Consider the following 13,935-nt stretch of genomic DNA (forward strand, 5'->3'; position numbering starts at 1 on the left):
GGTCATCAGGTGTGGGGCTACGAGTCGAGCTGGTCGAGGATCCAGGCGGCGGCGGCGCGGGCGGTGCCGGCGAGGACACTGATCAGCATCGTGCGGGCCGTGGTGAGGCGTTCGCGGGGGGTTGGACGCTTGCGGGGCATGGGACCTCCACAGGTCGTGGTCAGTGGGTGGTAGCCGGCCGGCTTGCTGTCCAGCCTGGGGCCCGCGCGAAGATCCACTCCCAGTTGCGGCGAGAGGCAAGTGGGCACCGTAATCAGGGCTGTTCAGCCCATGCGGGACGCAGGGCGGGGGCATGATGGTGCGATGAGTCGCGGCAAGGGGGGCGGTCCGGTCAAGCGGCCGCGGGCCATGGAGCGGGAGCGGGTGGGATGGCCCCGTGCTCTGCGGGAGTTGAAGGATCTGCTGTACGAGGCATACCTCGCGGCGGACACGCCGAGCGCGGATGCGATTGCCGCGGACATCGCCGAGCACCCGCACCTGCGAGGGGCGCCGAGCGGGGACAGCGTGCGTCGCTGCATCGCCGGGTCTGTGCTGGGCAAACAGGCCGATGTGCACGCCGTCGCGGTGGTGCTGGCTCGCCATGCCGTGTGGGATCAGGAGGATCTGGCCGCACGGGCGTGCAACCTGTGGGTCGCTGCCAAAACAGCCAAGGGCGTGGGGCGGCCGCTCGGCGAGTTCGACGACGGGCTCGTGCTGACCGACCTGGAGGTCCACCCGGCGCTCGATGCCGTCGCTGCTCGTGATCGGCTCGGGGCCCTGCCGCTGTACGTTCCAAGGGAGTTCGACGCACAGCTGGACGCGGTGGTCGCTGCCGCAGCGGCCGGGGGGAGCGGTATCACCGTCCTGGTCGGCGGTTCTTCGACGGGCAAGACCCGGGCGCTGTGGGAAGCGGTCAGGAAACTGCCGGACAGCTGGCGGTTGTGGCACCCCCTCGCGCCCACCCACCCTGATGCGGTGCTGGCCGGGCTGCCCGACATCGCTCCCCACACCGTGGTGTGGTTGAACGAGGCTCAGCACTACCTGGCGCCGGACACAGTGGGGGAGCAGGTCGCTGCGGGGCTGCGGGACCTGCTGCGTGATCCGGCGCGCGGGCCCGTACTGGTGCTGGCGACTTTGTGGCCGGAGCACTGGGAGACGCTGACCACGCGTACCGACGAGGACCGGCACGTCCACGCACGGGAGTTGCTGCGCGGACGCCGGATCGACGTGCCGGATGAGTTCACGGACACCGACCTTGCCGCGCTGATGGCCATGGCCGGCGCAGATCCGCGGCTCGCCGAGGCCGCCGAGTGCTCACAGGACGCTCACGTCACGCAGTATCTGGCCGGGGTGCCCGTACTGACGGACCGCTACCACGCTGCCCGGGGGGCCACCCGAGCCCTCATCCACGCCGCCATGGACGCCCGGCGCCTCGGCGCCGGCCCGCGCCTTCCGCTGGCGTGGCTGGTCGATGCTGCCCCCGGTTACCTCACCACCACCGCGAGGAAACAACTCCCCAAGAACTGGCTGTCCCAGGCCCTCGACCACGTCACCCGACAGTGCGACGGCATTCCCGGCATCCTCACCGCCATCAAGACCAGCCCTCTCCACAACGAGCGCGACCGCTACCCGAATGCCGTGAGCGGCCCGGCTGGCGGGCAGTCCGACGGGGACGCACAGGGGCCGCAGTACGAGCTGGCCGACTACCTCGACCAGTACGGTCGCCGCCACCGCGTCGACAAGATCCCTCCCATCGACTTCTGGACCGCCGCCGCGAGGCACGCCGACACGTCTGACCTGACCGTACTCGGCAATGCCGCATGGGACCGGGGTCTGTACTGGGATGCGGCCCAGCTCCACAAACTCGCGACCACCCGTGGCAATCCCCACGCCGCCAACACCCTCGTCCGCCACCTCCACGCCCTGTTCCCCACCGACCACCGCCCCGCCCAATGGGCCGTCGCTCACGTTTCCCTCGACGACCCGCGCGCGCTGGCCTTTCTGCTGGGCGGGCTGCAGGAAGCCGGGGCAGTGGAGCCGGCCGCCACCCTGGCTGCACGAGCCGCTGCTCACGTCCCTCTCGATGATCCCGCCGCGCTGGCCTCGTTGCTGTACGGGTTGCGGAAAACGGGGGCCGGTGAGCAGGTCGCCACCCTGCTGGCCCGTGATCCCGCCGCCCATGCCGCCGTCGACGACCCGGGCTCGGTTGACCTGTTGCTGGGCTTCCTGCGGTTCGGCGAGGCCGTGGAGCAGGCCGCCGCCCTGGCTGCACGAGCCGCCCCTCATGTCGCTCTCCACGACCTGCGCGCGGTGGAGAGGCTGCTGCTGAGCCTGCGGGCTGCCGGAGCAGTGGACCAGGTCACGGTTCTCGCTGGGCGGGCCGCCGCTCACGTGGCCGTCGACGATCCGGACGAGGTGGCAATGGTGCTGGACAGCCTCCGGGCAGTCCGGGCAGACGAGCATGCCTCCGCCCTCCTGGCCCGTGATCCCGCCGCCCACGTGGCCCTCCACGACCTGCGCGCGGTGGGCTTGTTGGTGGGAAGTCTGCGGGCGGCGGGGGCCGACGAGCAGGCCGACGCCCTGGCTTCGCGGGCCGCCGCCCATGTCCCCCTCGACGACGCGGGTTGGGTGGCCTTGTTGTTGCATATCCTGCGGGCGGCCGGGGCCGTGGAGCAGGCCGAGGCTCTGGCCGCGCGGGCCGCCGCCCACGTCGCCCTCGACAACCCGCGCGCCGTGGACCTGTTGCTGGGCGGGTTGCGTGCGGCCGGGGCCGACGACCATGTCGCCACTCTGCTGGCCCGTGACCTCGCCGCCCACGTCGACCTCGACCACCCCGGCAAGGTGGCCACACTGCTCGACACCCTGCGTGGGGTCGGGGCGGACGAGGATGTCACCGCTCTGCTGGCTCGTGATCTCGCCGTTCACGTCGTACTCGACGACCCGGGCGACGTGGCCAAGTTGGTGGGCAGTCTGCGGGCGGCCGGGGCCGCGAAGCAGGCCGACGCTCTGGCAGAGCGGGCCGCCGCCCACGCCGTCGACAATCCAGGCCCGGCGGCCGTGTTGCTGGACAGCCTGCGTGCGGCCGGCGCCGACGAGCGTCTCGCCGCTCTGCTGGCCCGTGACTTCGCCACTTACGTCGCCCTCGACCACCCGGGGACGGCCGGGCTGCTGAACGAGCTGCGGGCGGCCGGAGCGATGGACCGTACCTCCACCCTGAGTGCGCGCCTCGCCCTCCACGCCGGCCTCCGCAACCCGACAGTGGTGACCACCACGCTGGCCCGGCTGCGAGAGGCCGGGGCGGTCGATGAAGCCGCCGCGCTGATCGCGCGGCTTCCCGCCGCAGGGCACTTCCACCAGTTCATCGAGATGAGCGATCACCGGGAACGCTTTCGATACGGACGGGAGCCCGACGGGCGTGCCGCTCCTGCATGGACGTGGGAGAACCTGAAGTGATCCGGGCGAGAGGCAAGGGGGCAGGGCAAATCGTGGCGGTGACCGGCGGGCCGACGCCGTCCTGTACCGGATCGTGCAGACCCGCCTGCGTGCTGGAGCAGCTGCACCGCGTGCTGAACCGGCGCGACGTGTTCGCCGCCCCCTCCAACCGGTGGTCCGACCCGCGCGCGAGGCTGCTGGACGGGGCCCGGTGGGAGGCGATGAAGTCGGATGTGCTGGCGGGCCTGTCCCTGACCGAGGACGCCGACGAGCATCTGGTCCAGCTCACCCGCGGGCTGGATGCGGCGTGGCGGCAGATGGCCGGGCGGCTGGAGGAGGCCGGGGACGCCACGCCGGCCCCGGCCTGATCACCCGTATCCTGCACCAGCTCCCCACCGGCTGGGCCCTGCTCTTCGGCCGCGCCGAACTCGCTCCGGCCGCGTAAACCGCCACCCGGCCCCCGGGGCCGCAACAGGGGCCCGCCCCGCCCCGGTCGCTCTGCGGCCGGCCTCGTATGGGTGAGGTCCCCGATCCGTGCGATCGGGGACCTCACGTTTGCTACGGCCCGCAGAAGAAGATGCGAGAACGGCTGTGGGTGACCGTTCAAGGCCACCTCGGCGCAGGTCCTCTCGCGCAGAGGGCGCCCAGCTTGGTGATGTCGTCGAGTTCGACGCCGAGTTGGACCAGGGCCAGGGCGACGGCGGGGCATATGCCGACCAGGACGGGGTGGGCACCGAGCAGGTTCGCGACGGACGCGATCACGGAGAGCCTGGCGGCCGACGAAGGTGTCGACGGAATCCAGGGCCGTGACGTCGATGACGACGCCGTGGGCGGCCGTGTCGACGATTCGGGCGGACAGGTCTTCCTGGAGGGAGAGCACCGTCGTCTCGTCCAGGTCCGCCGGAACGGTCACCAGGAGGATGCCTCCGATGCTCAGAACCGCGACGTGCTCACTCATGATTTCTCGCTCTCCCCGAGGGCGCCGACGGCAGGCTGTCCGGCCGAACTCGCCGTTCGCCAGGAGAGCCACGGCGATTCACGGGCACCTGCCCCGCACCTGGTCCGATACCCCCACGCCCCACCGAGGCGCCCTGGGCCGCTATCGGGGCAGCAGGGCGCTCACTGTCTTCCCGCCGGCCGCCCAGCGGGTCACGGCGGTGGTGCGGGCGAGGTGGTTGACCAGAGGCCAGCCGAAGCCGCCGGTGCCGCCGTTCAGGTCGGGGGTGCGCATCCGCGGAGTGCGGGGGCTGCGGTCGTGCACGGCCACCTCGATGTCGTCGGGGTGCGCGGTCAGGCCCAGGGTGCAGGTGCCGCCGCCGTGTCGCAGGGCGTTGGTGACGAGCTCCGAGACGACCAGGACCACAGATTGCGCAGCCTCGCGGGTGAGGGGGCGGGTGAGGCTGTCGAGGAAGAGGCGGGTGCGCTCGCGTGCGTCGGCGGGGGAGGCTGCGGACCGGCCGGCTGCGACGTCGACGCTGATTGTGTCCATCACATCACCCTGGTCTCTGATCGCCGAAGCCCGCTCGCCCGGTTCTTCTGCCCCGCCCTGAGGTGGTTAAGCCGGGTGGAGCCCGCCGTGCGACCTTCGACGAGGGCCGATTACCTCTCCACCGGACACGCAAAAATCTGTGCTGGCTGGAGTAGACATTGGGCGGTGGACTGGTTATGGTTTCTCTCGTAGCCAGAGAGATCAAAGGGCCCGGCAGAGACGAACTGCCGGGCAGCAGTACCGGTAGTCGCAGTACGCAGGACGGTGCGGTGGCGGAGTTCCGAAGCCAGAGCGGTTGCAGGACGGCGACGGGACTGGCGACCGGACCGGGTGGCCCGCAGTCATCAGGGGCCGCCGACAGTGGTTGACGCAGTGGCAGTACCCAGCAGTGAAGTAAGCGGTACCTCGGTGAAGGCGTCGGCTGCGGGCGCGCGCACCGGGAGTTTCGGCAGTGGGGTTCCAAGCCAGAGCAGACGCAGGACGGGCGACGGGGCTGGCTGCCGAAGAGTGGCGCTCGCACAGGTCACCGGTAGGTCGCATCACCAGCAGTACAAGCAGTTCGCAGTATCAGCAGTACGCAGTCCCCCCCCCGTTTGGTAAGGCAGTTCATTCAGAGGGAAGAACGGAGGAACCAGACGCCATCAGGATCGCCCGGACGGATTGTCGAGTCCGGGTACCGCAGGACATCGATAGTGAGGTGGTCTCCGGTCAAGCAACCGCGATCCCCGCACCCCCGACAGCATCTCGGTCGGGTACGCGGAAACAGAAGTCCGGCGCAGTACCAGGGCCGGCAGATGGTGTAGCAGTTCCTTCGGGGCCCGGGCGCGGGTAAGCGCCCGGGCCCCTCGACGCGTTCCACAGAGAGGTGACATGACAGCAGACGATTCCTTCGGCCGTCTCGATGACGACGACTACCCCGCCTACACCATGGGCCGGGCCGCCGAGATGATCGGCGCGAGCCCCGGCTTCCTGCGCGCCCTCGGCGAAGCCCGCCTGATCACTCCGCTGCGCTCCGCCGGCGGCCACCGCCGCTACTCCCGCTACCAGTTGCGCATCGCCGCCCGCGCCCGCGAGCTGGTCGACCACGGCACGCCCATCGAGGCCGCCTGCCGCATCGTCATTCTCGAAGACCAGCTTGAAGAAGCCCAGCGCATCAACGCCGAATACCGCAACGCCGGAGGATCCCCGAACCCTACGACCGCCACCTGAAACGGAACGCGGGGGCGATCTGTACTGGTGTATTCCGGTTCGGGTGCGGTCGGCGGCCACGCCGAGCCGTCCTCGTGTCGGCTCTTCCTGACCCGGGTGTCAGGACCGCGTCAGCGTGTTCGGTAGCGTGGTCGGGTGAGTGAGAAGACCCTGCAGCACCGGATCGACGGCCCCGACGACGCCCCCGTACTCGTCCTCGGTGCGGCGCTGGGCACCACATGGCACAGGTTGTAGATCGCGTCTTGTGCGGTCCAGGTGGTCTAGGACAGGGGCGTTTTCGCGGCTTAGGTCCTTCTGGTCCAGGTGCGTCGACGCTGTTGGTGAGACGCATGTGATAGCAGGTGAGAGGTGAGGAACCCCCGTCGGCTGGCTTCGGCGGGGGTTTTCTGCGTTCGGGGATGGGTCTGGTGCGTGGTGTTCGACGCGGTCTTGCTGTGCTCCGGCTCGCCGTGGTGGCACAGATGTGTCCAGGGTGGTGCTTGCGCGGTGGCGTTGCTGGCCGAGCGGTTGAGGGGCGTCAGACCGCAGGTGCGAATGCGGGGCGGGGTGCTGGCAAGCGTTCGTGAAGGCATCGGCATGGAGGGATTGAGCGGGGGTCCTACTGCTGGGGTGCCTGGGTGGATGGCGGGGCCAGATCGCAGCCTTGCGGCTGTGGAAGATCAATATGCTCGGCAAGGGTTCCGAGGCGAGATCGTAATTTTATTCGAAATGGACTGCGGTGCGGGGCGGCGGGGATCTGGATCCTTCTGCGGCCTGACCTGCCGATTTCCACCTTGACGGCTGCCCGGGACGCCTGGTGGCCCGCTCTATCAACCCCCGTTGTCAGTGGTGGGCTCTACGGTTCATTTGTGGTCGGCGCGGAATGTTCGCGCACCGCTATGTGGGCGCTGGCCGCGCAGGACGTGCGTTTTCGTCGCTGGCGAGAAATGCCGTCGCACCCGCCGGGGTAGTGAGGGGCAGGATGCATGGAGTTGGACTACGACCGCCTGGTCGCATTGCGCAAGCAGAGTGCCGCGTGGCGGCTGCTGACGGCCGGCAATGCGGCGCTGATGCTGAGCTTTTTCAACAAGGTGTTTGTCGAGCAGGGGGCTCGCTCCATTGCCGGTACGGAGCTGGTCGAACGCTTGGACGACGAGTTGTTCGCGCTCAATGAGCGGCTGGGACAAGGCGCGTTTCCCAAGTCTGCCAAGGCGTATCTGGATGACTGGTCGGCGCCGGAGAACGGCTGGCTGCGCAAGTATTACCCGCCGGATTCGGATGAGCCGCACTATGACGCCACGGCTGCGGTCGAGAAGGCCATCGCGTGGGTCCGGTCGCTTGAAGAGCGTACGTTTGTCGGCACGGAGTCGCGCCTGAACACGATCTTCGATCTGTTGCGGCAGATGACGTTCGGGACCGAAACCGACCCCGAGGCGCGGCTGGCGGAGCTCACGCGGCGCCGGCACGAGATCGACCAGGAGATCGCGCGGGTCGAGGCCGGCGAGGTGGACGTCCTGGACAGTGCGGCGTTGCGGGACCGCTACCAGCAGGTGACTGCGACGGCCTATGGGCTGCTGGCCGACTTCCGCGAGGTTGAGGCGAACTTCCGGGGTCTGGACCGCGACCTGCGGAGCAAGATCGCCGCGTGGGACGGGGCCAAGGGCGAACTCCTGGACGAGGTGCTGGGCAGCCGCGAGAGCATCGCGGAGTCGGACCAGGGCCGGACCTTCCAGGCGTTCTACGACTTCCTGCTCGCTCCGAGCCGTCAGGACGAGCTCAAGGTGTTGTTGGCCGAGGTAGAGGCGATGGAGGCCATCGGAGAGCCCGACCCGAGGATGCGGCGCATGCCCCGGGACTGGCTGGAGGCCGCCGAACGCACCCAGACCACAGTGAGGCAGCTGTCGGATCAACTGCGCCGGTTCCTGGACGATCAGGTGCGCTCGGAGGATCGCCGTGTCCTGGAGCTGGTCCGTGGGATCGAGTCTCAGGCCCTGGCCCTGCGCGATGTGCCCGGCGTGGGACTGGTCGCCGAGATCGATGCGGCAGCTCCGGCCATCGCGCTGCCCATGGAGCGGCCTTTGTATGCGCCGGTGGTCAAGGCACCGATCGACAGTACCGGGATCCAGGCAGGGGACGAGGAGTTCGCCGCCGACGCTTTGTTCGAGGCGGTGTATGTGGATCCGGCCCGGCTCACGGCTGCGGTGCACCACGTCCTTGGCTCCCGCACACAGGTGTCCTTGGCCGAGACGCTGCGCGAACACCCCCTGGAGCAGGGACTTGCCGAACTGGTCGCCTACTTCGCGTTGCCGGACGACGGGTTCACCACCGTGTTCGACGACCACCGTCAAGAAGAGATCGCTTGGATCGGCGAGGACGACGTCCAGCAGGTCGCCACGGTGCCCGTGGTCACCTTTGCCCGCACCAGCCCCGGCATCGCCTGGGCGTCCAGCCTGAAGGAGGGGCGATGACCACGCCTGCCACCCCCACCCCGCAACAGCCGTACACCCTCTCGCTTCCGGTCAACCAGCTGCTCAAAGGACCGGTATTCCGCGACCAGCACGAGCGGGCCTGGGATGCCCTGCTGCACCACAGTGCCGGCGTGAAGGACTACGTCGACGTCATGGGGCTGCGCGTGGTGATCGACGAGATGGAGGGCTACGCCTTCCTCCAGTCGAAGCCCGACGACGAAAACGACGTCCGAGACCCCCGCATGGCGCCGCCGCGGCTGATGCCCCGCCGGTCGCTGTCCTACCCCGTCAGTCTGCTGATCGTGCTGCTGCGCAAGCGGCTCGCGGAATTCGACGCAGGCGCGGACGACACCCGCCTGATGATCACCCGGGACGAGATCGTCGAGCTGATCCGCACGTACCTGCCGGCTGGCAGCAATGAGGCACGACTGGTCGACCAGATCGACGGTCACATCAACAAGGTGGTGGACCTGCAGTTCCTGCGCCGGGCCCGCGGGCAGGAGCAGCTGTTCGAGGTGCAGCGGATCATCAAAGCCTTCGTCGACGGGCAGTGGCTCGCCGACTTCGAAACGAACCTGGCCCAGTACGCGGCCACCCACACCCCTCAGGAGGAGCAGCGGTGATCCCCGCCCAGCCCGGCCCCGCCGACACGGCCCCCTCCACCGACGTTGCCGCGGCCGGTTTCCGGCTGGAGCGTCTGGAGGTCTACAACTGGGGCACGTTCGACAAGCACGTGTGGTCCTTCGGCCTCGGCGGTGCCAACGCCCTGCTGACCGGGGACATCGGCTCCGGCAAGTCCACCCTGGTGGATGCGATCACCACCCTGTTCATGCCCGCCCACAAGATCGCCTACAACAAGGCTGCCGGCGCGGAGAGCCGCGAGCGCAGCCTGCGCTCCTACGTCCTGGGCCACTACAAGTCCGAACGCAACGAGACCACCGGGACGACCAAGCCGGTGGCGCTGCGCAAGCCGGGCAGCTACTCCGTCATCCTGGGCGTGTTCCACAACCCGGCGCTGGCGGCGACCGTCACGCTGGGGCAGGTGTTCTGGCTGGCCGACCCGAACGCCACCAGCCCCGAGCGGCTGTTCCTCGTCGCCGATCGGGCGCTGTCCGTCGCCGGTGACTTCGCTGATTTCGGCACCGAGGTGCGGGCCCTGAAGAAGCGCCTCGAAGCTGGCGATGTCCGCGTCCACAAGACGTTCCCGCCTTACAGCAAGGACTTCCGGCGCCGTATGGGCATCGAGTCCGAGCAGGCGCTGGAACTCTTCCACCAGACGGTGTCGATGAAGTCGGTGGGCAGCCTGGACGACTTCGTGCGCAGTCACATGCTTGAACCGTTCGATGCGGCGGCCATGACCGACAACATCGTGAGTCACTTCGACGCGCTGACCACCACCTACAACTCGGTGCAGCGGGCCCGCGCCCAGGTCGAGGCCCTCACCCCGCTGCTTGAGGACTGCGACGCCTACGAGGGCCTGGCCGCACGCATCGACGAGGCCGACGCCCAGCAGGCCGCCCTGCGGTACTTCATCGCCGAGCGCACGTCGGTTCTGCACGAAGCCCAGCGCGCCGAGTTGGAAAGGACGCTCACCCGCCTGGACAGCGAGAAGAAGACCGCGAAGGACGAGCTGCAGCGGCTGCGGCGCCAGGAACGCCGGTGGGAACTGCAGCGTGAGGGCCTGGGTGGCGGGCGCCTGGGTGAACTGGAGCGCCAGATCGAGGAGACGGAGCAGCGGCGCGCCGCTCAGGAGAAGCGCGCCCGCCAGCACGCCGCCCTGCTGGAGCAGGCCGAGCTGACTCCGGTCACCGATCAGACCCAGTTCACCGACCGGATTGAGGAGATCGCCCGAGCCCAGCAGGACGTCGCCGCGACGACACAGGAGACGCGCACAGCGCTGGAGACCCTCGCGGTCGAGGCCGCACGGCTGAAGCAGCAGGCCGAGGACCTCAACGAAGATCTGATCAGTCTGCGCTCGCGCCGCAGCAACATCCCCCGAAAGCAGCTGGAAGTACGCACCCGCCTGAGCCGCGAACTCGGCATCGAGGAGAGTGTCCTGCCGTTCGCCGGCGAACTCATTCAGGTCCGCGACGAGGAACAGGCGTGGGCCGGAGCCGCCGAGCGGCTGCTGCGCGGCTTCGCGGTGTCCCTCCTGGTCCCCGGCGACCAGTACGCCCGTGTCTCCGACTGGATCAACGACCACCACCTGGGGACGAAGCTGGTCTACTTCCGCGTCCCGGACAAGCTCCCGCCGCGGCGCCTGCCCACAGGCGCGTCCACGGCGCTGTTCACCAAGCTCGAACTGCGCGACGACTCGCCGTTCGCCCCGTGGCTGGCCGGCGAACTCGAACGCCGCGCCTCCCACGCCTGCGTGTCGACCATGGAGGACTTCCGGCATGCCGAACTGGCCATCACCGCACAGGGATTGATCAAGGGGGCGCGGGGCCGCCACGAGAAGAACGACACCACCCGCATCGACGACCGCAGCACCTATGTGCTCGGCTGGACGAACCAGGCGAAGACCGATGCCCTCCTGGATCAGGCAGGGCGGGTCCATGGCGCCCAGCGCGAGACGGACAAGAAGAGGCGCGGGCTGGGGGCCGCCTACGAGGACGCCATCAGCCGTGACAAGGTCCTCGACCGGCTGGCGGCGATGCAGGACTACAGCGAGATCGACTGGCCGTCCGCGGTACGGCGCATCACCGAGCTGACCGGCGAGAAGCAGCGTCTGCAGGCCGACTCCAAGGATCTGGACGAACTCACCCGGCGCCTTACGGAGATCGCAGGCGAAATCACCGAAAAGGAAGCCGCTTACGAGAAGGCCAGCCAGAGCTGGGGCCGGGTCTGCGGCGAACGGGACGCCGCTGAACGCGCTCGCGACGAGGCCCGCGCCGTACTCGACGAACCGGCCGCCGTCGACGCGAAGGCCCACTTCTCGGCCCTTGAGCAGCGCCTGACCACAACCCGGTTGGCGTGCCGGACCGCGCAGGAGTGCGCCCAGACCGAAACCCGGCTGCGCGAGGAGATGACGGCGCACAAGCACCGCTGGGCCAAGGAGCAGACTCGCCTCGCCCAGACGATCGCCGCCCAGATGAGCGCCTTCCGCAACACCTATCAGGTTGAGACCAGCGAGCTCGACGCCTCCGTCGCCTCCGCCCCCGGATACCGTGCTCTGCACCGGCAGCTCGTCGCCGACGACCTGCCGCGCTTCCAGGACCAGTTCCGCACCTACCTGAAGACCAATGTGATCCGCGAAATCGCCGGATTTCACGCGCAGTTGAACATCTGGGCCGACGAGATCGGCGACCGCATCAACACCATCAACGAGTCGCTGGCCGACATCGACTACAACCCGGGCCGCTACATCATGCTCAAGCCCGAGCAGACACCCAACACCGAGATCCGCGAGTTCACTGCGGAACTGCGCGCCTGCACCGACGACGTCCTGTCCGGCGATGACTCCGACCTGTACTCCGAGGAGAAGTTCCACCAGGTCCAGCGCCTGATCGAGCGCTTCAAGGGCCGCGAAGGCTCCACGGACAGCGACCGCGGCTGGACCAAGCGTGTCACCGACGTGCGGTACTGGTTCGTCTTCAGCGCCAGTGAACGGCGCCGCGAGGACGACTCCGAGTACGAGGTGTACTCCGACTCCGGCGGCAAGTCCGGCGGCCAGAAGGAGAAACTCGCGTACACCATCCTGGCCGCCTCCCTCGCCTACCAGTTCAAGCTGGACACGACCAGCAGCAGGAGCCGTACCTTCCGCTTCGTTGTCATCGACGAAGCCTTCGGACGCGGCTCGGAGGAATCCGCCCGCTTCGCCCTGGACCTCTTCAAGCGCCTGGGCCTGCAACTCCTCATCGTCACCCCGCTGCAGAAGATCCACGTCATCGAGCCCTATGTGTCCGCCGTCGGCTTCGTCGACAACCCGACCGGACACCACTCCCGTCTGCGCACCCTGACCATCGCCCAGTACCGCCAAGAGCGCCTCGCCCACACCCTGGCCGCCCTGCAGCCCGCATCCGGGCAGGGGCGTTGACATGGCAGCCACCAACAGCTCCGACTGGACCACACCCCGCGATGTCGTCGCGCGTCTGCGTAAACGCTGGGAGCGCGGCGATTACCTTGCCGAACTCGCCAACGGCACCGACTGGGAATCCTTCAACATCCCCCTGCGCGGCCCCAAGGCCGGCGACATCACCCAGCACTACGAGGCAGCCCTGGCATGGGCCAGGTCATGGGCTCCTGAGGTACACAAGCACGTGCGCATCGAGCACCGGCGGCTCGGCGGGCGCCTGGCCGGCGTGAACGACGTGCCCGCTCGGGTATGGATCGAACGGCGCGAAGACCTGTGGAGACTCCTGGGCGTCACCAGCACGGTCCACCGCTACGAAGTTCTCCTGGCCTCCGCCCGCGAGGCCCTGCCCCGCCTCGCTACCTGGATGGCCGACCACCCGATGAAGGTCGTCCAGCGGGAAGCCGACTGGCCACGCCTGCAGGCCACCATCCGGTGGATCAACGGCTACCGCGGGCCGGCCGTCTACCTGCGCCAGCTCGACGTACCCGGTGTGGACACCAAGTTCATCGAACACCACCGCGCCATCTTGACTGCCCTGCTCGAGCACTGCCTCCCCAGCGACCGCATCGACACCGAGGCTGCGCGCACCGACTTCGCCGCCCGCTACCGCTTCCTACGCAAGCCCGCCTACTTGCGGTTCCGGCTGCTCGGTGACGAGTCACTGGCAGGCTTCAGTGAACTCACGGTCCGTGCTGACGAATTCACCTCCCCACCGCCCGGCATCACGACCGTGTACGTCGTCGAGAACGAAACCACCTACCTGGCCTTCCCGAACCAACCCCGCAGCATCGTGATCCTCGGTGGCGGCTACGCCGTCACACAACTCTCCGCCCTGCCATGGCTCCACCACGTGCGCCTGATCTACTGGGGCGACCTGGACACCCACGGATTCGCCATCCTCGACCGGCTGCGCCGAGCATTCCCGCACACCCAGTCCATCCTGATGACCAGGAACGTGCTGTTGGAGCACCGCAACCAATGGGTGAAGGAGGATTCCCCCACCCACGAGCACCTCGCCACACTCACACCGGAAGAAGCCGATCTTCACGAAAGTCTTGTGGAAGGAGAATTCGGTCACAACGTACGACTGGAACAAGAACGCGTGCGGTACCACCTGCTCGAAGGTGCCTTGGACGAGCTCCACCAAGAGTCGCGCAATCCATCTGCCGGGACTGCTTATGCCGAGCAGGGTTAGGAAGTCGGGGGGTAACCCTTGCGCGGTCGCAGGTGGAGACGGGCGCCGTTCATCCCTGACGGTCCTCCTGGGGGGAGATGGGGAAAGCACAGTTCGACCTTCGGCCCTA

General features: G+C 68.5%; 9 protein-coding genes and 5 pseudogenes. 10 read left to right on the forward strand and 4 right to left on the reverse strand.

Annotated elements, in window-relative coordinates; genetic code table 11:
* Positions 1 to 17: 17 nt before the first annotated feature.
* A complete protein-coding gene (locus tag ACZ5XZ_RS06315; protein WP_468974936.1) occupies positions 18 to 140 on the reverse strand; it encodes a hypothetical protein in 123 nt (40 codons plus the stop codon).
* Between the two features lie 163 nt (positions 141 to 303).
* On the opposite strand from ACZ5XZ_RS06315, the gene ACZ5XZ_RS06320 reads away from it, so the two are divergent.
* The 3 genes and pseudogenes from ACZ5XZ_RS06320 to ACZ5XZ_RS06330 form a co-directional block, all read left to right on the forward strand.
* Entirely contained in the window at positions 304 to 3,432 is a 3,129-nt protein-coding gene (locus ACZ5XZ_RS06320) for a hypothetical protein (protein WP_468974937.1), read from the forward strand.
* An 86-nt stretch (positions 3,433 to 3,518) separates the two neighbouring features.
* A pseudogene (locus ACZ5XZ_RS06325) lies at positions 3,519 to 3,761 on the forward strand (hypothetical protein); the annotation flags it as partial.
* Positions 3,761 to 3,856: pseudogene (locus tag ACZ5XZ_RS06330) on the forward strand (DUF2267 domain-containing protein); the annotation flags it as partial. The pseudogenes ACZ5XZ_RS06325 and ACZ5XZ_RS06330, both read left to right, overlap by 1 nt.
* 158 nt (positions 3,857 to 4,014) lie before the next feature.
* On the opposite strand, the gene ACZ5XZ_RS06335 reads toward ACZ5XZ_RS06330, so the two are convergent.
* The 3 genes and pseudogenes from ACZ5XZ_RS06335 to ACZ5XZ_RS06345 form a co-directional block, all read right to left on the reverse strand.
* Entirely contained in the window at positions 4,015 to 4,173 is a 159-nt protein-coding gene (locus tag ACZ5XZ_RS06335; RefSeq protein ID WP_468974938.1) for an STAS domain-containing protein, read from the reverse strand.
* A 79-nt stretch (positions 4,174 to 4,252) separates the two neighbouring features.
* Positions 4,253 to 4,369, reverse strand: a pseudogene (locus ACZ5XZ_RS06340) (STAS domain-containing protein); the annotation flags it as partial.
* Positions 4,370 to 4,510: 141 nt separating this feature from the next.
* The gene (locus ACZ5XZ_RS06345) at positions 4,511 to 4,900 is read right to left on the reverse strand and encodes an ATP-binding protein (RefSeq protein WP_468974939.1); all 390 of its coding nucleotides are present in this window, start codon (positions 4,898 to 4,900) and stop codon (positions 4,511 to 4,513) included.
* Positions 4,901 to 5,770: 870 nt separating this feature from the next.
* Between ACZ5XZ_RS06345 and ACZ5XZ_RS06350 the strand changes: the two genes are divergently transcribed.
* The 7 genes and pseudogenes from ACZ5XZ_RS06350 to ACZ5XZ_RS06380 all read left to right on the forward strand — a co-directional run bounded on the left by ACZ5XZ_RS06350 (position 5,771) and on the right by ACZ5XZ_RS06380 (position 13,826).
* Positions 5,771 to 6,109, forward strand: coding sequence for a MerR family transcriptional regulator (locus tag ACZ5XZ_RS06350; RefSeq protein ID WP_468974940.1), 339 nt, complete (start codon positions 5,771 to 5,773; stop codon positions 6,107 to 6,109).
* Between the two features lie 135 nt (positions 6,110 to 6,244).
* Positions 6,245 to 6,334, forward strand: a pseudogene (locus ACZ5XZ_RS06355) (3-oxoadipate enol-lactone hydrolase); the annotation flags it as partial.
* A pseudogene (locus ACZ5XZ_RS06360) lies at positions 6,325 to 6,444 on the forward strand (hypothetical protein); the annotation flags it as partial. The pseudogenes ACZ5XZ_RS06355 and ACZ5XZ_RS06360, both read left to right, overlap by 10 nt.
* Positions 6,445 to 7,074: 630 nt before the next feature.
* On the forward strand, positions 7,075 to 8,556 hold the full coding sequence (locus ACZ5XZ_RS06365; protein WP_468974941.1) for a DUF3375 domain-containing protein: 1,482 nt from the start codon (positions 7,075 to 7,077) through the stop codon (positions 8,554 to 8,556).
* Positions 8,553 to 9,179 carry a DUF4194 domain-containing protein gene (locus ACZ5XZ_RS06370; RefSeq protein WP_468974942.1) on the forward strand — a complete coding sequence of 209 codons (627 nt, stop codon included), beginning with the start codon at positions 8,553 to 8,555 and terminating at the stop codon, positions 9,177 to 9,179. Before ACZ5XZ_RS06365 ends, ACZ5XZ_RS06370 begins: the two co-directional genes overlap by 4 nt.
* A complete protein-coding gene (locus ACZ5XZ_RS06375) occupies positions 9,176 to 12,592 on the forward strand; it encodes an ATP-binding protein (protein WP_468974943.1) in 3,417 nt (1,138 codons plus the stop codon). Before ACZ5XZ_RS06370 ends, ACZ5XZ_RS06375 begins: the two co-directional genes overlap by 4 nt.
* A 1-nt stretch (position 12,593) precedes the next feature.
* Positions 12,594 to 13,826, forward strand: coding sequence for a Wadjet anti-phage system protein JetD domain-containing protein (locus ACZ5XZ_RS06380; protein WP_468974944.1), 1,233 nt, complete (start codon positions 12,594 to 12,596; stop codon positions 13,824 to 13,826).
* The last annotated feature ends 109 nt before the right edge of the window (positions 13,827 to 13,935 follow it).

Source organism: Streptomyces sp. NPDC033270 (genome assembly GCF_055576575.1).

Coding starts and splice junctions, on each gene's coding strand:
- ACZ5XZ_RS06365 (WP_468974941.1), top strand. CDS start 7,075: ATGGAGTTGGACTACGACCGCCTGGTCGCATTGCGCAAGCAGAGTGCC.
- ACZ5XZ_RS06315 (WP_468974936.1), bottom strand. CDS start 140: ATGCCCCGCAAGCGTCCAACCCCCCGCGAACGCCTCACCACGGCCCGC.
- ACZ5XZ_RS06320 (WP_468974937.1), top strand. CDS start 304: ATGAGTCGCGGCAAGGGGGGCGGTCCGGTCAAGCGGCCGCGGGCCATG.
- ACZ5XZ_RS06370 (WP_468974942.1), top strand. CDS start 8,553: ATGACCACGCCTGCCACCCCCACCCCGCAACAGCCGTACACCCTCTCG.
- ACZ5XZ_RS06345 (WP_468974939.1), bottom strand. CDS start 4,900: ATGGACACAATCAGCGTCGACGTCGCAGCCGGCCGGTCCGCAGCCTCC.
- ACZ5XZ_RS06380 (WP_468974944.1), top strand. CDS start 12,594: ATGGCAGCCACCAACAGCTCCGACTGGACCACACCCCGCGATGTCGTC.
- ACZ5XZ_RS06350 (WP_468974940.1), top strand. CDS start 5,771: ATGACAGCAGACGATTCCTTCGGCCGTCTCGATGACGACGACTACCCC.